The 24,707-nt window shown below is 60.7% G+C and carries 22 protein-coding genes; all 22 read left to right on the top strand.

Going from position 1 to position 24,707, the window contains the following annotated elements; genetic code table 11:
* The first annotated feature begins 107 nt into the window (after positions 1–107).
* The 22 genes from ACP6KB_RS19695 to fliI all read left to right on the top strand — a co-directional run bounded on the left by ACP6KB_RS19695 (position 108) and on the right by fliI (position 24,704).
* The gene (locus ACP6KB_RS19695; protein WP_442108973.1) at positions 108–290 is read left to right on the top strand and encodes a hypothetical protein; all 183 of its coding nucleotides are present in this window, start codon (positions 108–110) and stop codon (positions 288–290) included.
* Positions 291–456: 166 nt separating this feature from the next.
* Positions 457–1,197 carry a flagellar basal body rod protein FlgF gene (locus tag ACP6KB_RS19690; RefSeq protein WP_442108972.1) on the top strand — a complete coding sequence of 247 codons (741 nt, stop codon included), beginning with the start codon at positions 457–459 and terminating at the stop codon, positions 1,195–1,197.
* Positions 1,198–1,242: 45 nt separating this feature from the next.
* Complete coding sequence (flgG, locus tag ACP6KB_RS19685) at positions 1,243–2,028, top strand: flagellar basal-body rod protein FlgG (RefSeq protein WP_442108971.1); 786 nt, start codon at positions 1,243–1,245, stop codon at positions 2,026–2,028.
* Positions 2,029–2,082: 54 nt separating this feature from the next.
* Positions 2,083–2,778 carry a flagellar basal body L-ring protein FlgH gene (flgH, locus tag ACP6KB_RS19680; RefSeq protein ID WP_133217319.1) on the top strand — a complete coding sequence of 232 codons (696 nt, stop codon included), beginning with the start codon at positions 2,083–2,085 and terminating at the stop codon, positions 2,776–2,778.
* A 12-nt stretch (positions 2,779–2,790) separates the two neighbouring features.
* The gene (locus ACP6KB_RS19675; protein WP_442108970.1) at positions 2,791–3,900 is read left to right on the top strand and encodes a flagellar basal body P-ring protein FlgI; all 1,110 of its coding nucleotides are present in this window, start codon (positions 2,791–2,793) and stop codon (positions 3,898–3,900) included.
* Between the two features lie 10 nt (positions 3,901–3,910).
* Positions 3,911–5,101, top strand: a complete 1,191-nt coding sequence (flgJ, locus tag ACP6KB_RS19670) for a flagellar assembly peptidoglycan hydrolase FlgJ (protein WP_442108969.1) — start codon at positions 3,911–3,913, stop codon at positions 5,099–5,101.
* A 10-nt stretch (positions 5,102–5,111) separates the two neighbouring features.
* Positions 5,112–7,154 carry a flagellar hook-associated protein FlgK gene (flgK, locus tag ACP6KB_RS19665; protein ID WP_442108968.1) on the top strand — a complete coding sequence of 681 codons (2,043 nt, stop codon included), beginning with the start codon at positions 5,112–5,114 and terminating at the stop codon, positions 7,152–7,154.
* A 13-nt stretch (positions 7,155–7,167) separates the two neighbouring features.
* Positions 7,168–8,733 (top strand): flagellar hook-associated protein 3, encoded by a 1,566-nt coding sequence (locus ACP6KB_RS19660; RefSeq protein WP_442108967.1) that lies wholly within the window; start codon positions 7,168–7,170, stop codon positions 8,731–8,733.
* A gap of 404 nt (positions 8,734–9,137) precedes the next feature.
* Positions 9,138–10,079, top strand: coding sequence for a ketoacyl-ACP synthase III (locus tag ACP6KB_RS19655; protein WP_442108966.1), 942 nt, complete (start codon positions 9,138–9,140; stop codon positions 10,077–10,079).
* Positions 10,080–10,406: 327 nt separating this feature from the next.
* Complete coding sequence (locus tag ACP6KB_RS19650; RefSeq protein WP_442108965.1) at positions 10,407–12,131, top strand: flagellin N-terminal helical domain-containing protein; 1,725 nt, start codon at positions 10,407–10,409, stop codon at positions 12,129–12,131.
* Positions 12,132–12,205: 74 nt separating this feature from the next.
* Complete coding sequence (locus tag ACP6KB_RS19645) at positions 12,206–12,550, top strand: flagellar protein FlaG (protein ID WP_442108964.1); 345 nt, start codon at positions 12,206–12,208, stop codon at positions 12,548–12,550.
* Between the two features lie 77 nt (positions 12,551–12,627).
* The gene (fliD, locus tag ACP6KB_RS19640; RefSeq protein WP_442108963.1) at positions 12,628–13,992 is read left to right on the top strand and encodes a flagellar filament capping protein FliD; all 1,365 of its coding nucleotides are present in this window, start codon (positions 12,628–12,630) and stop codon (positions 13,990–13,992) included.
* 121 nt (positions 13,993–14,113) lie between these two features.
* Complete coding sequence (fliS, locus tag ACP6KB_RS19635; RefSeq protein WP_133217310.1) at positions 14,114–14,503, top strand: flagellar export chaperone FliS; 390 nt, start codon at positions 14,114–14,116, stop codon at positions 14,501–14,503.
* Positions 14,504–14,527: 24 nt separating this feature from the next.
* A complete protein-coding gene (locus ACP6KB_RS19630; protein WP_442108962.1) occupies positions 14,528–14,824 on the top strand; it encodes a flagellar protein FliT in 297 nt (98 codons plus the stop codon).
* 170 nt (positions 14,825–14,994) lie between these two features.
* Positions 14,995–16,470 carry a transcriptional regulator FleQ gene (gene fleQ, locus ACP6KB_RS19625; protein ID WP_442108961.1) on the top strand — a complete coding sequence of 492 codons (1,476 nt, stop codon included), beginning with the start codon at positions 14,995–14,997 and terminating at the stop codon, positions 16,468–16,470.
* 204 nt (positions 16,471–16,674) lie between these two features.
* Positions 16,675–17,853 (top strand): sensor histidine kinase, encoded by a 1,179-nt coding sequence (locus ACP6KB_RS19620; RefSeq protein ID WP_442108960.1) that lies wholly within the window; start codon positions 16,675–16,677, stop codon positions 17,851–17,853.
* Positions 17,854–17,867: 14 nt separating this feature from the next.
* A complete protein-coding gene (locus tag ACP6KB_RS19615; RefSeq protein ID WP_442108959.1) occupies positions 17,868–19,244 on the top strand; it encodes a sigma-54-dependent transcriptional regulator in 1,377 nt (458 codons plus the stop codon).
* 120 nt (positions 19,245–19,364) lie between these two features.
* Entirely contained in the window at positions 19,365–19,691 is a 327-nt protein-coding gene (gene fliE, locus ACP6KB_RS19610; RefSeq protein WP_442108958.1) for a flagellar hook-basal body complex protein FliE, read from the top strand.
* A gap of 15 nt (positions 19,692–19,706) precedes the next feature.
* Positions 19,707–21,488, top strand: coding sequence for a flagellar basal-body MS-ring/collar protein FliF (gene fliF / locus ACP6KB_RS19605; RefSeq protein ID WP_442108957.1), 1,782 nt, complete (start codon positions 19,707–19,709; stop codon positions 21,486–21,488).
* Positions 21,481–22,500, top strand: a complete 1,020-nt coding sequence (fliG, locus tag ACP6KB_RS19600) for a flagellar motor switch protein FliG (protein ID WP_038613367.1) — start codon at positions 21,481–21,483, stop codon at positions 22,498–22,500. Before fliF ends, fliG begins: the two co-directional genes overlap by 8 nt.
* A gap of 73 nt (positions 22,501–22,573) precedes the next feature.
* Positions 22,574–23,347 (top strand): flagellar assembly protein FliH, encoded by a 774-nt coding sequence (fliH, locus tag ACP6KB_RS19595; RefSeq protein ID WP_442108956.1) that lies wholly within the window; start codon positions 22,574–22,576, stop codon positions 23,345–23,347.
* Entirely contained in the window at positions 23,337–24,704 is a 1,368-nt protein-coding gene (gene fliI / locus ACP6KB_RS19590; protein ID WP_442108955.1) for a flagellar protein export ATPase FliI, read from the top strand. The genes fliH and fliI overlap by 11 nt, the downstream gene beginning before the upstream one ends.
* Positions 24,705–24,707: the final 3 nt, after the last annotated feature.

Genomic DNA, 24,707 nt, shown 5'->3' with positions numbered 1-24,707 from the left:
GCTTCACCCCTGGTAGGAGCGGGCTTGCCCCGCGATAGCGAGCGGTCAGTCACATCGCATCGCGGGGCAAGCCCGCTCCTACCGGGGGAGGATGTCGGGAGGTTGGGGTGAAGGCTTGGGTCATTTTGGCGGGGCTATTGCTGGTGTTCGCCGCGCACGCGGCGCCTGCGCCCTGGTATCAGTGGCAAAGCGTGGCAACCGGGCGCTTCATGTGTTCGCAGATCGATCCCGGCGAGGGCTGGGTGCGCCATTCGGGGCCGTATAACAACGCCGGTTGCCGCACCTGGTAAGGCGGCCATTGCCGCTGGCGGCAACAGTTCGCCGACAAACTGACGGCAGATGCCTGGCGTCCTTCCTCAAGGCCCCGGATTACGGGGCTTTGCCCGCTCTGGTTCGATAATTGCTTAATGCTTGTCAAGGTGGCAGCGCGACAAGGGTTCGTGCAGAGGAGATCCTGTGGACAAGATGCTTTACGTGGCCATGACCGGCGCCAGCCAGAACGCGCTGGCGCAAAAGGCTCATGCCAACAACCTGGCGAACATTTCTACCAGCGGTTTTCAGCGTGACCTGGAGCAGGCGCGTTCGATGCCGGTGTTCGGTGACAGCTTTCCGGCGCGCGCCTATGCCATGACCGAGCGCCCAGCGACCGATTTCACCCCGGGCTCCTTGATGGAAACCGGCCGTGACCTCGACGTGGCCATCGGTGGCGACGGCTTTATCGCTGTGCAAGCACCCGACGGCAGCGAAGCCTACGTGCGTACCGCGAGCATGAACATCGACGCCTTGGGCGTGCTGCGTGCCGGCAACGGTATGCCGGTGATGGGCAACGGCGGGCCGATTGCCGTACCGCCAGAGCAGAAGATCGAGGTCGGTGAAGACGGCACCATCTCCATTCGCGCCATGGGCGAAGGCCCGCGGGTGATGGCTGAAGTTGACCGGATCAAGATGGTCAATCCTGATCTCAAGACCATGACCAAAGGCCCGGACGGTCTGATTCATACCACCACCGGCCAACCGGCGCCGGCCGATGCCAACGTCAAGCTGGTGTCGGGCTTCCTTGAGAACAGTAACGTCAATGCCGTCGAGGAAATGACCTCGGTGCTGGCGCTGTCTCGGCAATTCGAACTGCACGTCAAGATGATGACCACGGCCAAAGAAGGCGATGAAGCCATGGCTCGGGTTTTGCAGATCGGCTAATCACACAGGCGTAGCGCCGGAATACAGGCGCGCGAGGAGAACGGCATGCTTCCAGCACTTTATGTCAGTAAAACCGGTCTGTCCGCACAGGACAAAAACCTGACTGTCATTTCCAACAACCTGGCCAACGTTTCGACCACGGGCTTCAAACGTGATCGTGCCGAGTTCCAGGACTTGCTCTACCAGACCCAGCGTCAGCCGGGCGCGCAATCGACCCAGGACAGCGAGCTGCCTTCGGGCCTGCAAACCGGTACCGGTGTGCGCATCGTCGGCACCCAGAAGAGCTTTATCGCCGGCAGCCTGCAAACCACCGAAAACCCGCTGGACATGGCGGTTGATGGTCGTGGTTTCTTCCAGATCCTGCAGCCTGATGGCACCGTCTCTTACACCCGTGACGGTACCTTCCACCTGAACTCCGACGGCCAGATCGTCACCGCCAGTGGCTTTGCCCTGGAGCCTGCCGTGGTGGTTCCGCCAGAAGCGCAAACCTTCACCGTGGGCCGTGACGGCACCGTTTCGATCACCACCGCTGGCAACCCGGCCGCCCAGGTGATCGGCAACATCCAGACCGCCGACTTCATCAACCCGGCCGGCCTGCAGGCCGTGGGTGGCAACCTGTTCCTGGAAACCGCCGCCAGTGGCGCGCCCCAGGTCGGTACCCCGGGCCTCAACGGTTTTGGTGTGGTGCAACAGCAGACCCTGGAAAACTCCAACGTCAGCACTGTGGAAGAACTGGTCAACATGATCACCACCCAGCGTGCCTACGAAATGAACTCCAAGGTCATTTCCACCGCCGACCAGATGCTCTCGTTCGTTACCCAGAACCTGTAAGTGAAGTCTTGAGGGTCGCTTGATCGGCGCCTGTTACACCGTGAGGTCAGAGTCATGAGTCGTTTGTTTTCTGTACTAGCCCTGAGTGGGATCGCCGTGCTGGCCGGTTGCGTTGCGCCGACGCCCAAGCCCAATGATCCGTACTACGCGCCGGTATTGCCACGCACGCCATTACCGGCGGCGGCCAACAACGGCTCGATCTACCAGGCCGGTTTCGATCAGAACCTGTACAGCGACCGCAAGGCGTTCCGGGTCGGTGACATCATCACCATCACCCTGAATGAACGTACTCAGGCGAGCAAGAACGCCAACTCGCAAATCGCCAAGAACAGTAAGGCCGACATCGGCCTGACCTCGTTGTTCGGCTCGTCGATGACCACCAACAACCCGTTCAGTGATGGCGACTTGAGCCTGAGTGCCGGCTACAGCGGCGACCGTGCGACCAAGGGCGACAGTAAAGCCGGGCAGGGCAACAGCCTGACCGGTTCGATCACTGTGACCGTTGCCGATGTGCTGCCCAACGGCATCATTGCCGTACGCGGCGAGAAGTGGCTGACCCTCAACACCGGCGACGAGCTGGTGCGCATCGCCGGCATGGTACGTGCCGACGACATTGCCACCGACAACACCGTGCCTTCGACCCGGGTGGCCGATGCGCGTATCACCTATTCGGGTACCGGCTCTTTTGCCGATGCCAGCCAGCCCGGTTGGCTCGACCGTTTCTTCATCAGCCCGCTTTGGCCTTTCTAGGTTCGGATGACCATGTTCAACTTCAAGCAGCTGATCACTGCAGCGCTTCTGATGTCTGCTGCCTTTGCCGTTCAGGCCGAACGCCTGAAGGACATCGCCAGCATTTCCGGTGTGCGTAGCAACCAGTTGATCGGCTATGGCCTGGTGGTGGGGCTCAACGGTACTGGTGACCAGACCACGCAAACGCCGTTCACCCTGCAGACCTTCAACAACATGCTGTCGCAGTTCGGCATCAAGGTGCCGGCCGGTTCGGGTAACGTTCAGCTCAAGAACGTCGCCGCAGTGTCGGTGCATGCTGACCTGCCGGCCTTCGCCAAGCCGGGGCAGGTGGTGGACATCACCGTGTCGTCGATCGGTAACTCCAAGAGCCTGCGCGGTGGCAGCCTGTTGATGACGCCATTGAAAGGTATCGACGGCAACGTCTACGCGATTGCCCAGGGCAACCTGGTGGTCGGCGGTTTTGACGCCGAAGGCCGTGACGGCTCGAAGATCACCGTCAACGTACCGTCGGCCGGACGTATCCCGGGTGGCGCGTCAGTTGAGCGAGCGGTACCGAGCGGTTTCAACCAGGGCAACAGCCTGACCCTGAACCTCAATCGCCCGGACTTCACCACCGCCAAGCGCATTGTCGACAAGGTCAACGAACTGCTCGGCCCGGGTGTGGCGCAGGCAGTGGACGGTGGTTCGGTACGGGTCAGTGCGCCGCTCGATCCGAGCCAGCGTGTCGATTACCTGTCGATCCTCGAGAACCTGGAAATCGATCCGGGGCAGGCGGTGGCCAAAGTCATCATCAACTCGCGTACCGGCACCATCGTCATTGGCCAGAACGTCAAAGTCTCGCCAGCGGCGGTCACCCACGGCAGTCTGACCGTGACCATTACCGAAGACCCGATCGTCAGCCAGCCGGGGCCGTTCTCCAATGGCCAGACGGCGGTCGTGCCGCGTTCGCGGGTGAATGCCGAGCAGGAAGCCAAGCCGATGTTCAAGTTCGGCCCGGGCACCACGCTGGATGAAATCGTCCGCGCTGTGAATCAGGTCGGGGCGGCGCCCAGCGACTTGATGGCGATCCTTGAAGCGTTGAAACAGGCTGGCGCGTTGCAAGCCGACCTGATCGTGATCTGAGGACTGGCACATGGAAATGCCGAAAACCCCGATGGCGTCGATGTCTGACAGCGGTGCTTACACCGACCTCAATCGACTCAGTTCGTTGAAGGTCGGTGATCGCGACAGCGAAGCCAACCTGCGCAAGGTGGCGCAGGAATTCGAATCGCTGTTTCTCAACGAGATGCTCAAGTCGATGCGTTCGGCCAGCGATGTGCTGGCCAAGGACAATCCGCTCAACACCGAAACCACCAAGCAGTACCAGCAGATGTACGACCAGCAGCTGGCGGTGAGCATGTCGCGTGAAGGTGGCGGTATCGGCCTGCAGGATGTGTTGATGCGTCAGCTGGCCAAGCAGAAGGCCGCCGCAGTCAACAACAGCCCGTTCCCGCGCTTCGATGTGCAGCCGCGTGCCCTTGGTGCCACTGCAGTGGGTGTGGCAGAGCGTACTGGCGACGCGAGTACCCGCAACGACGTCGCGGCGCTCAACTCGCGGCGTCTGGCCTTGCCGGGCAAACTCACCGATCGCCTGTTGGCTGGCCTGGTGCCGTCTGCCGGTGGCGTTGCCGCTACCACCAACACGGCGCCGATTCCGGGCCGCGCCCTGGTCGATAACGTGGCCAAGGGTGACTGGCAGCCGGCACAAGCCTTTGCTGCGCCGAGCGAGATGCGCATCTACGGCCGTGCCGTGGCGCAGCCGCCGCTGGCCCCGGCCAAGCGTGCTTTCAGTTCTTCGGATGACTTTGTGGCCACCATGCTGCCGATGGCCGAGCAGGCCGCCAAGCGTATTGGTATCGACCCACGCTACCTGGTGGCGCAAGCCGCGCTGGAAACCGGTTGGGGCAAGTCGGTCATGCGCCAGGCCGATGGCAGCAGCAGCCATAACCTGTTCGGCATCAAGGCCACCGGTAACTGGCAGGGTGACCAGGCGCGCGCGATCACCAGCGAATTTCGTGATGGTCAGTTCGTCAAGGAGACGGCGGCGTTCCGCTCCTACGATTCCTACCAGGACAGCTTCCATGACCTGGTCAGCCTGTTGCAGAACAACAGTCGCTATAAAGATGCGGTGAGCTCGGCCGATAACCCGGAACAGTTTGCCAAAGAGCTGCAAAAGGCCGGTTATGCCACCGACCCTGATTACGCCCGCAAGATCATCAGCATTGCCCGGCAACTGCAGCCAACCCCGCAATACGCCATGGCTGGCGGTACCACGAATCTATAAGGATTGAAGTATGTCGAATCTGATCTCGATCGGGCTGAGCGGCCTGAATGCCAGCCAGGCAGCGCTAGCGGTTACCTCGAACAACATCGCCAACGCCGCGACCTCGGGCTATTCGCGCCAGCAGACCGTGCAGGTCGCCGGAGGTATGCAGAACATCGGCGTCGGCTTTATCGGCACCGGTACCACGCTGTCGGACGTTCGCCGCATCTACAACAGCTACCTGGATAACCAGTTGCAGACCGCCACCTCGTTGAATAACGATGCGTTGGCGTTCCAGGATCAGATCACCAGCGTCGACAAGCTGCTGGCCGACCGCGACACCGGCATCAGCTCAGTGCTGACCTCGTTTTTCTCGGCCTTGCAGACTGCCTCGGCATCGCCCAGCGATCCGGCCGCACGTCAGTTGTTGCTGACCCAGGCGCAAACCCTGAGCAATCGTTTCAACGCCATCTCGACGCAGATGAGCCAGCAGAACGACAACATCAATTCCCAGCTCGAAACCATGACCGGCCAGGTCAACAAGCTGACCGCCAACATTGCTGAATACAACAAGCAAATTGTGCAGATGTCGGCCTCGGGCAACACCCCGAACAACCTGATCGACGCGCGTAACGAAGCGGTGCGCCAGCTCAACGAGCTGGTCGGCGTCACCGTGCAGGAGCGCGACGGTAACCTCGATGTTTACCTCGGCACCGGCCAGTCGCTGGTGACCGGCAACCAGGCCAACACCCTGTCGGTCGGGCCCAGCGCCACCGACAAGAGCCAGTACAGCTTGAGCGTCAACTACCAGGGCTTCAGCTCCGACGTCACCTCGGTGGTCAGCGGCGGGCAGATCGGTGGTTTGCTGCGTTATCGCAGCGAGGTGCTCACCCCGTCGATGAACGAGCTGGGGCGTGTGGCGCTGGTGGTTTCCGACAGCATCAACAGCCAGCTGGGGCAGGGCCTGGACGCCAATGCGCAGTTCGGCAGCGCCTTGTTCTCCAGCATCAACAGCGCGGCGGCGATCAGCCAGCGTAGTCTGGCGTCTTCGGGCAACAGTGCCGGCTCCGGCAACCTCAACGTAACCATCACCGACAGCGGTGCTCTGAGCACCTACGACTATGAGGTGAAGTTCACCAGCGACAAGAACTACACCGTGCGCCGCTCCGATGGCACTGAAATGGGCACCTTCGCCCTCGATCAGACCCCGGCGCCAGAGATTGACGGCTTCACCCTGTCGCTCAATGGTGGTGCCCTGGCGGCCGGTGACAGCTTCAAGGTAATTCCGACCCGTTCCGCCGCAGGCAGCATCAATACCGTACTGACCGATGCCAACAAGCTGGCATTCGCCGGGCCGATCAGCGCCACGGCCGGTGGCGGCAATGGCGGTACCGGCACCATCGCCCAGCCAAACCTGGGCGTGCCTCTGGATATTTACGGCGGTGCCGGGCAGGCGCAAATGCAGGAAGCCATCAAGCATTCCATGCCGGTGCGCGTGGTGTTCGATGAGGCGGCGGGTGGCACTCAGGGCTACAAACTGTTCGACGCCAACGGCAAAGACATTGGCTCCGGCACCATCGTCCCGGGCCAGGACAACAAGCTGTCGATCAACGTACCGATGCGTGATGCCTCGGGTGCGCCGATCCTCGATGGCAGTGGCAATCCACGCACCTTCAGCGTTGAAACCACCGTCGCTGGCAGTCCGTCAGCCAACGACAGCTTTACCCTGTCGTTCAACGCCGACGGCAAATCCGACAACCGCAACGCCAAGTCGCTGCTCGAGCTGCAGACCAAGTCCACCGTCGGCACCGGTGCCGGCGGCGGCACCAGCTTTACCTCGGCATACGCCTCGCTGGTCGAGCGCGTGGGTGCCAAGGCCAACCAGGCCAAGATCGACAGCACCGCCAGCGGTGCCGTGCTGGATTCGGCCAAGGCCGGCCGCGCTGCGGTGTCCGGGGTCAACCTCGATGACGAAGCCGCCAGCCTGGTCAAGTTCCAGCACTACTACACCGCGTCGTCGCAGATCATCAAGACCGCGCAAGAAACCTTCAGCACCTTGATCAACGCCCTGTAAGGAGTAGCCGAACGTGCGTATTTCCACTGCTCAGTTCTATGAGACCAGCGCCAGCAGCTACTCGAAGAACTTCTCCGACACGGCCAAAACCTCGGAGCAAGTGTCGTCCGGTATTCGTATCCAGACCGCGGCGGATGATCCGGTCGGTGCTGCGCGCCTGTTGCTGCTGCAACAGCAAAGCGCCTTGCTTGGCCAGTACGACGCCAACATGACCACGGTAAACAACGCTTTGCTGCAGGAAGAGAGCGTACTCTCGACCATCAACGACGCACTGCAGCGCGCCACCGAGCTGACCTTGAAGGCGGGTGACGGTGGCCTGAGCAACTCTGACCGGGCCTCGATCAGCGCCGAGATCAAGGAGATCGAAGCCAACGTCTTCGGCCTGCTCAATTCCCGCGATGCCAACGGTAACTACCTGTTCGGCGGCTCCAAGACCTCCGAGCCGCCCTACGTACGCAACAGCGACGGTACCTACAGCTATCAGGGTGACCAGACCCAGCTCAGCCTGCAGGTTTCCGACACCTTGTTCCTGGCCACCAACGACAGCGGTTACAGCGTGTTCGACCAGGCCATCAACAACAGTCGCACCCAGACCAGCCTGCAGGCACCTTTGCCTAATGATGGTCGCGTTGGCTTGTCTCAGGGCCTGATGACCTCGGTCAACACCTACAACAGTTCGTTTGGCAAAGGTCAGCCGTACACCATCACCTTCACCAGCGCGACGCAGTACAGCATCAAGGACGTCAACGGTAACGACGTCACCAGCGAAACCGCCACCAACGGCACCTTCGACCGCAATGCTGAAGGCGGCAACATGATCTCGTTCCGTGGTGTTGATCTGGAGATCAACATCGCGCTCAAGGATGGCGATGATCCTGATGCGGTCATTGCCGGGCATGAGTTCACCTTCGGTGCGCGCCCCGACACCATCAACGCTTCGCGCGGTGCTGGTAATGCGTCTACGGCACAGGTGACCGGTACCAGCATCAGCGATGCCGATGCCTATCGCAGCACCTTCCCCAGTGGTGGGGCGCTGATCAAGTTCACCAGCGATACCGATTACGAACTGTATGCCCAGCCCTACACCGCTGACAGCAAACCAGTGGCTAATGGCACCATTGGTGCAGGCAATGCGTTGACCGTGGCTGGTGTCACCTATCAGTTTGACGGCCCGCCAAAGGCCGGTGATCAATTTGGGGTGACCGCCAATACCCACAAGACCCAGAACGTGCTCGACACCCTGGCACAGTTGCGAACCGCGCTGGACAAGCCGGTGACCGACGGCGAGTCGTCGATTGCCCTCAAGCAGGCGGTGGATTCGGCGATTTCCAACATTGCCAGCGCCCGTGAACGCATGGACATCACCCGTGGTTCGATTGGTGCGCGGGGTAACTCGCTGGAAATCCAGAAACAGGAAAACATCAGCCTGGACCTGGCCAACAAGAGCACCCAGGCGGCAATCGGTAACACCGATATGTCGACGGCGGCGATTGCCCTGACCTTGCAGCAGGCAATGCTGGAAGCCTCGCAGTTGGCCTTTGCCCGCCTGTCGCAGCTGAGCCTGTTCAACAAGCTCTAAGCCAGCCCAAAACCCCTCCGGTGGGAGCGGGCTTGCCCCGCGATTGCAATGTGACTGACACACCGCAATCGCGGAGCAAGCCCGCTCCCACCGGTTTTTTTTGCCTGCGTGTAGGAGCGGGCTTGCCCCGCGATCGCGATACAACAGACACACCGAAATCGCGGGGGCAAGCCCGTCCCCATCCAGGTGTTTTTTGTCTGTTCGGATGCCCGCAGCCCTCGACTTATGGTAATTGAGTGTGACCAATGAGTCGGATCGGGCATCTTCCCTGTATCCTGTTGGTGGCATTTGCAAGAATTTGTTGCCGATTTTTAGTGTGTAGGTTCAGGGCGGTGCAGGCCCGGTTTTTGGCGCCCTCAGTTTAGCGAGCGGCGGTCTTTGGCTGTTTTGATTGGGAAGCCAGAATGATTGGCATTAAAAGTATCGCGAGTTACGTGCCCCCCGCTGGCCTGGACAACTATGCCCAGGGTGCGAAGTTCGGCAAGGATGAAACCTTCATCTTTGGCAAGATCGGTTCGACCTTTCTGCCGCGCAAGGACGATGAGCAAGAAACCTCCGACCTCTGCGTAGAGGCCGCCAAGGCGTTGTTTGCCAGCAATCCAAGCCTGGACCCGCAGTCGATTGACGCGCTGATCGTGGTCACCCAGAACGGTGACGAAGAAGGCCTGCCGCACACCGCTGCCATCGTCCAGGACAAGCTCGGCCTCTCGACCCGCGTGGCAGCGTTTGACGTGTCGCTGGGCTGCTCTGGCTACGTTTACGGCTTGTATGCGATCAAGGGCTTCATGGAAGCCGCTGGCCTGAAGAACGGCCTGCTGATCACTGCCGACCCGTATTCGAAGATCGTCGATCCGGAAGACCGCAACACCACCATGCTGTTCGGCGATGCCGCCACTGCCACCTGGATGGGCGAAGACGCCACCTGGCAGCTGGGGCAGGCGCGTTTCGGTACCGACGGCTCTGGTGCCGCGCACCTGAAAGTCACCGACGGCAATTTCTTCATGAACGGCCGTCAGGTGTTCAACTTCGCCTTGCTCAAGGTGCCAGCGCACCTCAACGAGCTGCTCGATGCCTCGGGGCTGACTGCGGCGGATGTCGATGCGTTCTGTATCCACCAGGGCAGTGCGGCGATTGTTGATGCGGTGGCTCGCCGTTTTGACGAGGATCCGGACTCGACGGTCAAGGACAAGTTCGTCAAGGACATGCTCGAAACCGGCAACACCGTGTCGTCCAGCGTACCGCTGCTGCTGGAGAAGCACATGCTCGACGGCAGTTGGAAACGCGTGGCCATCAGTGGTTTTGGCGTGGGCCTGTCGTGGGGTTCGGCGATTCTCTATCGCTCGTAAGCCTTGATCTAGAGCTGCACAGCAAACGCCCGTCACCGAAAGGTGGCGGGCGTTTTTTATGGTGCCTTACTTATCCGGTGGGAGCGGGCTTGCCCCGCGATCGCGATCTGGCAGTCACATCGCATCGCGGGGCAAGCCCGCTCCCACCCGTTTTACTGGCGCCAAAGCCCTTGAAATACAAGGGGTGGCACGGTGCTAGTAAAAATTTTCAAAAAAACCCTCAAGCAACCTGTTTTCACGACGATAACCATTACGAAGGTTCTCTAGGCCACACCCGGCGGTTGCCAGGGCCGGAAGCCGCAGTATCCATCCAACGAGGATTTCGTAATGGCATTATCCGTAAACACCAACATCACTTCCCTGGGTGTCCAGAAGAACCTGAACAAAGCTTCCGACGCCCTGAGCCAGTCGATGAACCGTCTGTCCTCCGGCCTGAAAATCAACAGCGCCAAAGACGACGCCGCTGGCATGCAGATCGCCAACCGTCTGAACAACCAGGTCAAAGGCCTGAACGTTGCCATCGCTAACGCCAACAACGGTGTTTCGATCGCCCAGACCGCTGAAGGCGCCATGCAGGAATCCACCAACACCCTGCAGCGTCTGCGTGAACTCGCCCTGCAAGCAGCGAACGGTGATAAATCCGACGCTGACCGTGTTTCCCTGCAACAAGAATTCACCGCTAAAGTCGGCGAACTGAACCGTATCGCCAGCACCACCACCTTCGGTGGTCGTAACCTGCTGGACGGCTCGTTCAGCAACGTTGCTTTCCAGATCGGCGCCAACGCCAACGAAACCATTTCGTTCGGCATGACCGACATCAGCGCCACTGCGCTGAAAGGTACTTACAGCGAAGCTTCGGTTAATGGCGATGCACCCAAAGGCCTGGCTGCTACCACTACCGGTTCGGCATTCGGCGATGTCGCTAAAAAGGTAGGCGGTGCGGCCGCTGGTGCCACCCTGGCTACTGATGAACTGGTCATCAACGGTGTAACGGTCAAGCTGACCGCTGCTGCCGCTGGTACCGCTGCAGCTAACGCTGCGGTAACCGAAATCAACAAAAAGACCGCTGAAACCGGCGTTACTGCAAGTGCCGACGCTACTGGCATCGTGACCCTGAAGTCGAGCAGTGACATCACGCTGGGTACCAACCCAGGTCCAGCAACCAACGGTCTGACCTCGCTTGGTTTGGGCGCAGCAGGTACTACTGCAGCCGCACCTATTACCACTGCTAGCACCATGGATACTGCAGGTTCCATTACTGTCAATGGCACCGCTGTTAGCTGGACCGCAGCCAGCACCATGGCCACTGTACTGACCGCCATGGAAAACGCTGCTGGCACCGCTGCCAATGGTGCTAAAGCCGAACTCGTCGACGGCCGTGTCAAGCTGACTTCGGGCAACGGTGCTGACATCAAACTGGCTAACACTTCTGCCGGTTCGCTGTCGCAGCTGGGTCTGTCGGCTGGTACTACTCAAGCCAAACTGACTGCTGACACCTCTATCGATCTGAACGGCGTTGAAGTCAAGTTCAAGAAGGGCGACACCATCGATGCCGTCGTTGCTTCGATCAACAGCGCCAGCACCGGCGTTATCGCCAGCAAAAACACCGACGGCACCCTGAACCTGTTCGCTGACAAAGACATCACTGTCAAGGACGGCGCCGCCGGTACCGGTCTGGCTGCTCTGGGTCTGACCGCCGTTTCTGCGGCTGGCACCAAGAAAGCCACCACCATGGAAACCAGCGTTTCCGACCTGAACATCCTGACTGCCGCTGCTTCGCAGCAGGCTATCCAGGCTCTGGACGACGCTATGCAGCAGATCGACAGCCAGCGTTCGCAGCTGGGTGCGGTGCAAAACCGTTTCGCCAGCACCGTCGCCAACCTGCAGAGCATTTCGCAGAACTCCTCGGCTGCCAAAGGCCGTGTAGAAGACGCTGACTTCGCTTCTGAAGCTGCCGAGCTGACCAAGCAACAAACCCTGCAACAGGCTTCCACCGCGATCCTGTCCCAGGCCAACCAACTGCCATCGTCTGTTCTGAAGCTGCTTCAGTAATAGCCTTTAGCGGTTAGTTAACGGAAGGGCGCGTATACGTGCCCTTTCGTTTTTTTCAGTTTCGAGGTGATGACATGGACATGAGTATCAAGCTGAACGCGTCGTACCCGGCCGCTGTCACCCAGGCCCAAGGCGCTCCGGCTGCCCAGGCCAAGCCGGCAGAAAAGACTGAGCCCGCAGCAGCCGAAGAGTCGCAGCGCGCGGCGCTGGAAAAAGCGGTAACCGACATGCGTGAATTTGTGCAGGCTACCCACCGTAACCTGGACTTTTCCATCGATGAAACCACCGGCATTGTGGTGGTCAAAGTGATCGCCACCGACAGTGGTGAAGTGATTCGCCAGCTTCCATCAGAGACCGCGCTGAAGCTCGCGCAGAATCTGAGCGATGCCAGCAGCCTGTTGTTCAACACCAAGGCTTGAGTTGGCACGAAACCTGTTTCAGATTGCCGCTTAGGCGTTTTGCGCCAAGAAAGCGGCAGCCGCAAGGAGAGTAGCAAATGGCTAGTTCAACGATTTCCGGCCCAGGCTCGGGCTACGACACGCAAGGCATCGTCAAGGCGCTGGTAGGGGCTGAAAAGGCACCCAAACAGGCGCAGATCACCGCTCAGCAAAAAGACGCGACCATCAAACTGTCGGCAGTCGGCTCGGTAAAGACGGCGCTCGAAGCGTTCCAGGCGGCAATCACCAAGTTGAACAACGCCGCCGCCTTCAATGGCCTGGCTGCTACTACCTCTGAAGAAAAGAACGTCAAGGTCACCCTGGGTGACGGGGCTTCCAGCGGTAAATACACCGTGGTCGTCGACAGCCTGGCGACCTCGTCGAAACTGACCAGTAAGGTCTATGCTGACGGCCCTACCAGCAAGGCCAACAGCACCGACGAAGCGCAGACGCTGACCATTACCCAGTCGGGTAAAAGCTATGACGTGATCATTCCTGGCGGTGCGACCCTGCAGGAAACCCGTGAGCAGATCAATACTCAGCTCTCGGCCCAGGGCATCACCGCCAACATCCTCAGTGACGCCAACGGTGCGCGCCTGGTGATCGGCTCGACCACCACCGGCGAAGGCACGGATATTACCCTGAGCGGTAATTCCGAGTTGGCCACCGCCTTTACTGCTGGCGATCCGGCGCAGAACGCCAAGTACACCATCGACGGCATTGCCATGGAGTCGAAAACCAACAAGGTAGACTCCGCCATCAGTGGTGTAACCCTCGATCTGATCGCTGCTGAAGAGAAAAAGCCGATCACCATCACCGTGGCCAGCAACACCGACACCTTGAAGACTTCGGTGCAGTCGTTCATCACTGCCTACAACGCGCTGATGACGTCGATCAACACCCAGACCAAGGTGACTTCCACTGGCGATGCGTCCACCACCACGGCAGGCGCCCTGACCGGTGATGCTTCGATGCGTCAATTGGTCTCCAGCCTGCGTGGCGAGCTGGTCAATGGCAAAGGCGCCGGCAGCATCACCAGCCTGGCGGCGATGGGGATCACCACCGACCAGAAAACCGGCCTGCTGAGCCTCGATGACAAGGCCTGGGACAAGGCAGTGGTCAAGGGCGCTGGCGATATCGCCAAGCTGTTCACCGGTGACACCGGCCTGATCACCCGCATGAACAAGGCTACTGCCAGTTATGTGGGTACCACCGGCAGCCTGGCCACCCGTGCGACCGACCTCAACAACAAGTTGACCGACCTGACCACCGAGCAGGCGGATCTGGATCGGCGCATGGAAGCATTGACCGACTCGCTGACCAAGAAGTACACGGCGATGGACACCATGATCGCCCAGCTCAATGCCAGTGCTTCGAGCATGATGACCACCCTCAACTCGCTGAACAATCCGAAGTCTGATTGATCGGTGCCGCACCCGCGCTCCTCTCGAGGGGCGCGGGCGCTGGATTAAAGTTTTCTGTCACACAGTCGAAACCTTGGTTAGAGCACACCTATTCGCCTGTGGCCTGTAACGAGGTAGCAACATGAACCCAATGAGAGCCCTTCGCCAATACCAGAAGGTCAATTCCCACGCTCAAGTCTCTGAAGCCAGCCCGCACCGCCTGGTGCAAATGCTGATGGAAGGCGGCCTGGATCGCATGGCTCAGGCCAAAGGCGCGATTGCCCGTGATGACATTGCGCAGAAGGGCCTGATGCTGGGCAAGGCGATCGACATCATCACCGGCCTGCGCGACGGCCTGGACGCTGAAAAAGCTGAAGATCCTGCTGCTGTGCATCAACTCGATGCCCTGTATGGCTACATGGCCAACCGCCTGGTGGAAGCCAACAGCACCAACAACGTCGAGATGATCGACGAAGTGGCCCGCCTGCTGATCACGGTCAAATCCGGCTGGGATGCCATCGCTCCCCAATAAGGCCGCTGGCCTGAGGTACATAGCATGAGCCAAGCACTGCAAAGGATTGAGGAAACGCGCGAAGCCTTGCTGGGTGCGCTGAACAGTCGTGACTGGGAAGCGATCAGCGAGCTCGACGTTAGCTGTCGGTCGTGCGTCGACCAAGTGCTGGCCGAGGCATCGGTCAATGAAGAGGTATTGCGCAGCAGTCTGGAGGAGTTGCTCGGGGTTTACCGGCAACTAATTGAGGTTGCAAGTGACGAGCGTCAATCAATAGTGGATGAGATGACGCAGATCCGGCATGCCAAAAACGCGGCGAAGGTATACCATTTGTTCAGCTGAAGCTGGGCAAAACCATAAACAGGGCGCCATAAATTTGACTCTGTGCGGTTTTTTGACTTAACTAGTAGCTGTTTTCAAATTTCAGACGTCCGAACACTGACCGTTCAGTCGGAATGATGTCGAGCTTGCCCTCAATAGGGCGCCGAGATGACTAGGGAAGTTGCTATTGCATGTGGCGTGAAACCAAAATTCTGCTGATCGATGACGATAGCGCCCGCCGCCGCGATTTGGCGGTGGTTCTAAATTTTCTTGGCGAAGAAAATTTAACCTGCTCAAGCCATGATTGGCAGCAGGCGGTTGAGTCGTTGTCATCCAGTCGTGAAGTACTGTGCGTCCTGATCGGGACCGTAAACGCTCCGGCAAGTCTTTTGGGCTTGCTTAAGACAGTGGCAGCGTGGGATGAGTTCCTTCCGGTTCTGTTAATTGGTGAAATTTCTTCTGCCGAGCTGCCAGAAGAGCTGCGCCGTCGCGTGCTGTCGAGCATTGAAATGCCGCCGAGCTACAGCAAGTTGCTCGATTCGCTGCACCGTGCCCAGGTTTACCGCGAGATGTACGACCAGGCGCGCGAGCGCGGTCGTCAGCGCGAGCCGAACCTGTTCCGCAGCCTGGTGGGTACCAGCCGTGCCATCCAACATGTACGGCAGATGATGCAGCAAGTGGCCGACACCGATGCCAGCGTGCTGATCCTCGGCGAGTCGGGCACCGGTAAGGAAGTGGTGGCGCGCAACCTGCACTACCATTCCAAGCGCCGCGAAGCGCCGTTCGTGCCGGTCAACTGCGGCGCGATTCCGGCCGAGCTGCTGGAAAGCGAACTGTTCGGCCATGAGAAGGGCGCCTTCACCGGTGCAATCACCAGCCGCGCCGGACGTTTCGAACTGGCCAATGGCGGCACGCTGTTCCTCGATGAAATCGGCGACATGCCGTTGCCGATGCAGGTCAAGCTGTTGCGTGTGCTGCAAGAGCGGACCTTCGAGCGGGTTGGCAGCAACAAGACCCAGGGTATCGATGTGCGCATCATCGCCGCGACCCACAAGAACCTGGAAAGCATGATCGAAGCGGGCACCTTCCGCGAAGACCTGTATTACCGCCTCAACGTTTTCCCCATCGAGATGGCCCCGCTGCGTGAGCGCGTCGAGGACATTCCGCTGTTGATGAACGAACTGATCTCGCGCATGGAGCACGAGAAGCGCGGTTCGATCCGTTTCAATTCGGCAGCCATCATGTCGCTGTGCCGGCATGGTTGGCCGGGCAACGTCCGTGAGCTGGCCAACCTGGTCGAGCGCATGGCGATCATGCACCCGTACGGGGTGATTGGCGTCTCGGAGCTGCCGAAGAAATTCCGCTACGTCGATGACGAAGACGAGCATCTGGTCGACAGCCTGCGTTCCGACATGGAAGAGCGCGTAGCGATCAATGGCGGTATGCCGACCTTCTCGACGCACGCCATGCTGCCGCCGGAAGGCCTGGACCTGAAGGACTACCTCGGTGGTCTGGAGCAGGGCCTGATCCAGCAGGCGCTGGATGACGCCAACGGTATCGTTGCGCGTGCTGCGGAGCGTCTGCGTATTCGCCGCACCACCCTGGTGGAGAAAATGCGCAAGTACGGCATGAGCCGTCGCGACGGTGAAGATCAGGCGGAGGATTGACGCTTGATTGACGACAACGGGGCGCTCAGGCGCCCCGTTGTGTTTTATATCCCTATGATTTGCAGGGCTGTAATCCCCGTCCTACCGGCCTTACGCGGCATGCAAGGCAACCCGTCGCCGTCTTCAGTCAACTATCCGGCACGTCTATTGCTATATCGCAGGCAACACACCGTTTTATGACGGTCAGCCACGCGAGAGAGCACGATGCCCCACGCCGCCCCCATCCGCAGTGTCCCCAATGTTCAGGGGCAGAACGCCGCCGAGCAGGAAACTCGCCTGGGTCTGTTCGATCAGGTGTCCAGTCAGCTCAGCGAGTCGTTCAACCTGCTTGAAGCGCGGGTCACCGAGCTCAAGGGTGAGCTGGCGGTGGTCAGTGCCCAGCGCATGGCTGAGCTGGCTGAAAAAGAGCGCCTTGCCAATCGTTTGCAGAACCTGCTCGACCTGTTGCCGGGCGGCGTTATCGTCATCGATGCGCAGGGGCGGGTGCGTGAAGCCAATCCTGCAGCGTGCGAGTTGCTGGGTGAGCCGTTGGTGGGAGAGTTGTGGCGCCAGGTGATCGCCCGCAGCTTCGCGCCGCGTGTCGATGACGGTCACGAAGTGTCGCTGCGCGATGGCCGGCGCCTGTCGATCGCCACTCGCTCGCTGGATGCCGAGCCGGGTCAGTTGGTATTGCTCAATGACTTGACCGAGACCCGTCACCTGCAGGGTGAGCTGGCCCGTCACGAGCGCTTGTCGTCATTGGGGCGGATGGTTGCTTCGCTGGCGCATCAGATCCGCACGCCATTGTCGGCGGCCTTGCTCTATGCCAGTCATCTGGCTGAACAACAGTTGCCGCTGGAAACCCAGCAGCGTTTTGCCGGCAGCCTCAAGGAGCGCCTGCATGAGCTGGAGCATCAGGTGCGCGACATGCTGGTGTTCGCCCGTGGCGAGCTGCCGCTGACTGATCGCATTACCCCCAAGGCGCTGTTTCAGGCGCTGCAGCAAGCGGCTCAGGTGCATGTCCAGGGGCATGCGGTGCGCTGGCAGTGCGACAGTCATCTGGGGGAGTTGCTGTGCAATCGCGACACCCTGGTCGGCGCCTTGCTCAACCTGATTGAAAACGCCCTGCAGGCCGGCAGTGAGCCGGTGCGCCTGAAGGTGCACCTGTACCGCCGTGGGCAGATGTTGCGCCTGTGCGTCAGTGACGCCGGTGCTGGCATCGACAGCGCCTTGCTGGCGCGCCTGGGTGAGCCGTTCCTGACCACCAAGGCGACCGGCACCGGTCTGGGCCTTGCGGTGGTCAAGGCGGTGGCGCGGGCGCATCAGGGCGCCTTGCACTTACGTTCGCGGCCAGGTCGTGGCACCTGTGCGTTGGTTACTTTGCCGTTGATAGGCGCGCTGTAAAGGGAGAAAGAGCAATGAAGGCAATCAAGGTGCTACTGGTCGAGGACGATCGGGCACTGCGTCAGGCCTTGGGCGATACCCTGGAGCTCGGCGGTTTTCACTATTGTGCGGTCGGTTCGGCCGAAGAAGCGCTGCAGGCGGTGGCCGAGCAGGCCTTCAGCCTGGTGGTCAGCGACGTCAACATGCCGGGAATGGACGGGCACCAGTTGCTGGCGTTGCTGCGAGCGCGCCAGCCGCAGTTGCCGGTGTTGTTGATGACCGCCCATGCTGCGGTGGAGCGTGCTGTCGAAGCCATGCGCCAAGGCGCGGTGGATTACCTGGTCAAACCGTTTGAACCACGCGCTCTGCTCGAGCTGGTGACGCGTCACGCCCTCGGTGTGGTCGCCGGTGCCGCCGATGAAGGGCCGGTGGCTTGTGAGCCGGCTAGTGCGCAATTGCTGGAGCTGGCCGCACGGGTGGCGCGCAGTGATTCCACGGTGTTGATTTCCGGTGAGTCGGGCACGGGTAAAGAAGTGCTGGCGCGTTTTATCCATCAACAGTCGAGTCGTGCCGATCAGCCGTTTGTGGCGATCAACTGCGCGGCGATTCCCGACAACATGCTGGAAGCGACGCTGTTCGGCCATGAGAAGGGTTCGTTCACCGGCGCCATCGCCGCGCAGGCTGGCAAGTTCGAGCAGGCCGACGGCGGCACCTTGCTGCTCGACGAAATTTCCGAAATGCCCCTGGGCTTGCAGGCCAAGCTGCTGCGCGTGCTGCAGGAGCGCGAAGTGGAGCGTGTCGGTGGGCGTAAGCCGATTGCCCTGGACATCCGCGTGGTGGCCACCACCAACCGTGACCTGGCCGATGAAGTGGCGGCGGGGCGCTTTCGTGAGGATCTGTTCTATCGCCTGTCGGTGTTTCCGCTGGCCTGGAAGCCGCTGCGTGAACGAAGCGCCGATATTCTGCCGCTGGCTGAACGATTGCTGGCGCGTCACGTCAATAAAATGAAGCATGCGCCGGTGCGTCTGTCAGCCGCTGCCAAGGCGTGCCTGCAGGGCTATGCCTGGCCGGGTAACGTGCGCGAGCTGGACAACGCCCTGCAGCGGGCGTTGATCTTGCAGCAAGGTGGTGTGATCGAGGCGGCGGATTTCTGTCTGGCCGGGGCCATGCCGATGTTCGCGGCGGCGCCCAAGGTTGCACCGGTGCAACTCGAGGCTGAGGCGCCAGCGGCGCTGGGCGACGATATGCGCCGTCACGAGTTCCAGATGATCATCGACACCCTGCGCGCCGAGCGTGGCCGCCGTAAAGAGGCTGCCGAGCGCCTGGGTATCAGCCCGCGCACGCTGCGCTACAAGCTGGCGCAGATGCGCGATGCCGGCATGGATGTTGAGGCGAGCTTGTACGCCAGCTGAAGGCTGTGAATAATCGCGGGTTTGTACGGCTAGTGCGCAGAGCTGGCACTTTTGTTGCTATGTCCTGCGTATCCGCTGCGTGAGTGTCAAAAAAATGCGGGCCGTCGGAGAGAGAAGTCCATGAGCCAAGGTGTTGAGTTTAATCGATTGATGTTAGACATGCGGTCCATGCAAATGGACGCTATGTCGATGCCCAAGGCGGCAGCCGCACCTGAGCTGGGTTCGAGCAATTTTGCCGACATGCTGGGGCAGGCCATCAATAAGGTCAGTGACACCCAACAGGCGTCCACGCAGCTGGCTAACGCGTTCGAAATTGGTAAAAGCGGTGTCGATCTGACCGACGTGATGATCGCTTCGCAGAAAGCCTCCGTATCGTTTCAAGCCTTGACCCAAGTGCGTAACAAGCTGGTCCAGGCCTATCAAGACATCATGCAGATGCCGGTATAAGGGCGAGATTGAGTCATGGCCGAAGCAGTCGTCGATAACGTGCCCGCCAAGGGTGGTGCGCCAGCGCCCAAGCCGCCGTTGTTCGGCATGTCGTTTCTGGAAAACATCTCGCAGATGCCCATGCTGCGTCAGGTTGGCCTGTTGGTCGGTCTGGCGGCCAGCGTGGCGATCGGTTTTGCTGTGGTGCTGTGGTCGCAGCAGCCCGACTACCGGCCGCTGTATGGCAGCCTGGCCGGCATGGACACCAAGCAGGTCATGGATACCCTGGCCGCTGCCGATATTCCTTACAACGTCGAACCCAATTCCGGCGCCTTGCTGGTCAAGGCCGAAGACCTTTCCCGTGCGCGCCTGAAACTGGCCGCAGCCGGTGTAGCACCTGGCGATGGCAATGTCGGCTTTGAAATTCTCGACAAGGAACAAGGCCTGGGTACCAGCCAGTTCATGGAAGCCACGCGTTATCGTCGTGGCCTTGAAGGTGAGCTGGCGCGCACCGTTTCCAGCCTGAACAACGTCAAGGCGGCCCGCGTCCACCTGGCGATTCCGAAGAGTTCGGTATTCGTGCGTGACGAGCGTCGGCCAAGCGCTTCGGTTCTGGTTGAGCTGTATCCGGGCCGTGGCCTGGAAGCCGGTCAGGTCATGGCCATTGTCAATCTGGTGGCAACCAGTGTGCCGGAGCTGGACAAGTCGCAGGTCACCGTGGTCGACCAGAAGGGCAACCTGTTGTCCGATCAGGTCGGCAACTCCGAGCTGACCATGGCCGGTAAGCAGTTCGACTACAGCCGTCGCATGGAAGGCATGCTCACCCAGCGTGTGCATAACATTCTGCAGCCGGTGCTGGGCAACGACCGCTACAAGGCGGAAGTGTCGGCGGATGTGGATTTCAGTGCGGTCGAATCGACCTCCGAGCAGTTCAACCCTGATCAACCGGCGCTGCGCAGCGAGCAGTCGGTCAACGAGCAGCGTTCCAGCAGTGGCGGCCCGCAAGGGGTGCCGGGGGCCTTGAGTAATCAGCCACCAGGCCCGGCGTCGGCACCGCAAACCACTGGCGGCGCGCAGCCAGCGGCCGCTGCTATCCAGCCCGGCCAGCCATTGCTCGATGCCAACGGTCAACAGATCATGGACCCGGCCACCGGCCAGCCGATGCTTGCACCGTACCCTGCCGACAAGCGTTCGCAGTCGACCAAGAACTTCGAGCTGGATCGCTCGATCAGCCATACCCGCCAGCAGCAGGGTCGTCTGAATCGTCTGTCGGTGGCGGTGGTGGTCGATGACCAGGTCAAGATCGACCCGGCCACCGGCGACACAACGCGTGCACCGTGGGCCGCTGAAGACCTGGCGCGTTTCACCCGCCTGGTGCAGGACGCGGTGGGCTTCGATGCCAGCCGTGGCGATAGCGTCAGCGTGATCAACGTGCCGTTCGCCGCCGACCGTGGTGAAGTGATCGCGGAAATTCCGTTCTACTCGCAGCCGTGGTTCTGGGACATCATCAAGCAGGTCATGGGCGTACTGTTCATCCTCGTGCTGGTGTTCGGCGTGCTGCGTCCGGTACTCAACAACATCACCGGCCACGGGAAGCAACCGGCCGGTGCCGATGGCGACATGGAACTGGGCGGTATGCTCGGTCTGGATGGCGATCTGGCCAACGACCGCGTAAGCCTGGGTGGTCCGCAAAGCATTCTGCTGCCGAGCCCGAGCGAGGGTTACGACGCGCAGCTCAATGCAATCAAGAGCCTGGTGGCCGAAGACCCGGGTCGTGTGGCCCAGGTCGTGAAAGAGTGGATCAACGCCGATGAGTGATAACCGCGCCCTTACCGCGAAACTGACCCGGGTCGACAAGGCTGCGATCCTGCTCTTGTCCCTGGGTGAAACCGACGCTGCTCAAGTGCTGCGGCACATGGGGCCTAAAGAAGTGCAGCGCGTTGGCGTGGCCATGGCGCAGATGGGCAACGTCCATCGTGAGCAGGTCGAGCAGGTGATGAGCGAGTTCGTCGAGATCGTCGGCGACCAGACCAGCCTGGGTGTCGGTTCCGATGGCTACATTCGCAAGATGCTCACCCAGGCGCTGGGTGAGGACAAAGCCAACGGCTTGATCGACCGCATCCTGCTCGGTGGCAACACCAGTGGCCTGGACAGCCTCAAGTGGATGGAGCCGCGTGCCGTGGCCGACGTTATCCGCTATGAGCACCCGCAGATCCAGGCCATCGTGGTCGCTTACCTGGACCCTGACCAGGCTGGTGAAGTACTGGGTAACTTCGACCACAAGGTGCGCCTGGACATCATCCTGCGTGTTTCCTCGCTGAACACCGTACAACCGGCGGCGCTCAAGGAGCTCAACCAGATTCTCGAGAAGCAGTTCTCCGGTAACTCCAACGCGGCCCGTACCACCCTGGGCGGTATCAAGCGTGCAGCCGACATCATGAATTTCCTCGACAGCTCCGTGGAAGGTCAGCTGATGGACGCGATTCGCGACATCGACGGCGACCTGTCCGAGCAGATCGAAGACTTGATGTTCGTCTTCAACAACCTCGCCGATGTCGACGACCGTGGTATTCAGGCACTGTTGCGCGAAGTGTCTTCCGACGTTCTGGTGGTGTCGCTCAAAGGCGCCGACGAGAAGGTCAAAGACAAGATCTTCAAGAACATGTCCAAACGTGCCTCGGAACTGCTGCGCGACGACCTCGAGGCCAAAGGGCCGGTGCGGGTCAGCGATGTCGAGACCGCGCAGAAGGAAATCCTCACCATCGCCCGCCGTATGGCCGAAGCCGGAGAGATCGTGCTCGGTGGCAAGGGCGGCGAAGAGATGATCTAACGTCTATCGCGGGGCAAGCCCGCTCCTACGGTAGGAGCGGGCTTGCCCCGCGATTTTTTGAGTGCGTACAGCCATGTCAACCAACGAGCACCTCAGTGAGCTGATTCGCGCCGACGACGTCGAGGCTTTCGATCGCTGGGCGCTGCCCAGCTTCGATCCGGAGCCTGAATTCGTACCCGAGCCGGAACCTGAGCCTGAGCCTGAAGTGGTGCAGGAAGAAGTCGAGGAAGTACCGCTCGAAGAAGTCCAGCCACTGACCCTCGAAGAGCTCGAAAGCATCCGTCAGGAAGCCTACAACGAAGGCTTTGCCACCGGTGAGCGCGAAGGTTTTCACAGCACCCAGCTCAAAGTGCGCCAGGAAGCCGAAACGGCCCTGAAAGCAAAGCTCGCCAGCCTTGAACGGCTCATGGGTCATTTGCTCGAGCCGATAGCCGAGCAGGACAGCCAGATCGAGCGCGCGCTGGTCAGCCTGGTGGCGCACATGACCCGCGAAGTCATCGGCCGCGAGTTGCGTACTGACTCCAGCCAGATCGGCCAAGTGCTGCGCGAAGCCCTCAAGCTGCTGCCGATGGGTGCGGAAAACATTCGAATCCATATCAACCCGCAGGACTTCGAGCAGGCCAAGGCCTTGCGTGAGCGTCACGAAGAGCGCTGGAAGCTGCTTGAGGACCAGTCGCTGCTGCCAGGCGGCTGCCGCATCGAGACCGACCACAGCCGCATCGACGCAAGCATGGAAACCCGCATCGAGAAGGCCTTGGCGCAGTTGTTCGATCAATTGCACGATCAAGGCCTGCACCCTGCGGCGGCTGATCTGCACGTGGATCTGGATGCCGTCGATGCGCCTTGAACGCACCAGTTTCGCCAAGCGCCTGGGTGGCTATGCCGGCACGGTGAAACTGCCTGCTCAGCCGGTGGTTGAAGGGCGCCTGCTGCGCATGGTCGGTTTGACCCTGGAAGCAGAAGGCCTGCGCGCGCCGATCGGCAGCCGCTGTGTAGTGATCAACGACGACAGTTACCATCCGGTACAGGTCGAGGCGGAAGTCATGGGCTTCGCTGGCAGCAAAGTATTCCTGATGCCGGTCGGCAGCGTTGCTGGCATCGCGCCGGGTGCGCGGGTCGTGCCGCTGGCCGACAACGGCCGCCTGCCGATGGGCATGAGCATGCTCGGGCGTGTGCTCGATGGCGCCGGCCGGGCGCTGGACGGCAAGGGCGGGATGAAGGCTGAAGACTGGGTGCCGATGGATGGCCCGACCATCAACCCGCTCAATCGCGACCCGATCAGCGTACCGCTGGATGTCGGCATCCGCAGCATCAACGGCCTGTTGACCGTGGGGCGCGGCCAGCGCCTGGGTCTGTTCGCCGGTACCGGGGTGGGTAAGAGTGTGCTGTTGGGCATGATGACCCGCTTCACCGAGGCCGACATCATCGTCGTTGGCCTGATCGGCGAGCGGGGTCGCGAGGTCAAGGAGTTCATCGAGCATATTCTCGGTGCCGAAGGTATCAAGCGCTCGGTGGTCGTCGCCTCGCCCGCGGACGATGCGCCGCTGATGCGCCTGCGCGCCGCCATGTATTGCACACGTATTGCCGAGTACTTTCGCGACAAGGGCAAGAATGTCCTGTTGCTGATGGACTCGCTGACCCGTTTCGCCCAGGCCCAGCGTGAGATTGCCCTGGCCATCGGCGAGCCACCGGCGACCAAGGGCTATCCACCCTCGGTATTTGCCAAACTGCCCAAGCTGGTGGAGCGTGCCGGTAACGGTGAGGCGGGCGGTGGATCGATTACCGCGTTCTACACCGTGTTGTCCGAAGGCGACGACCAGCAAGACCCGATTGCCGACTCGGCGCGTGGCGTGCTCGACGGTCACATCGTGTTGTCACGGCGCCTGGCAGAAGAGGGGCATTACCCGGCCATCGACATTGAAGCGTCGATCAGCCGGGTGATGCCGCAGGTGGTCAGCCCTGAACAAATGCGCGAGGCGCAGCAGTTCAAGCAGCTGTGGGCGCGCCTGTCGCAGAGCCGTGACTTGATCAGTGTTGGTGCCTATGTGGCTGGCGGTGATGCCGAGACCGACCTGGCGATCGCCTTGCAACCGAAGCTGGTGCATTACCTGCGCCAGGGCCTGCACGACAATGTCAGCATGCAGCAAAGCCGCGAGCATCTGGAAAGTGTGTTCGCTCAGCCTAACCCTGATCTTGGTGGTTGATAG

The sequence above is a fragment of the Pseudomonas sp. NUPR-001 genome, from assembly GCF_052147955.1.
Lineage (GTDB): Bacteria > Pseudomonadota > Gammaproteobacteria > Pseudomonadales > Pseudomonadaceae > Aquipseudomonas.
Note: the sequence above shows the minus strand (reverse complement) of the source record. Positions and strands in the feature narration are given on the sequence as shown.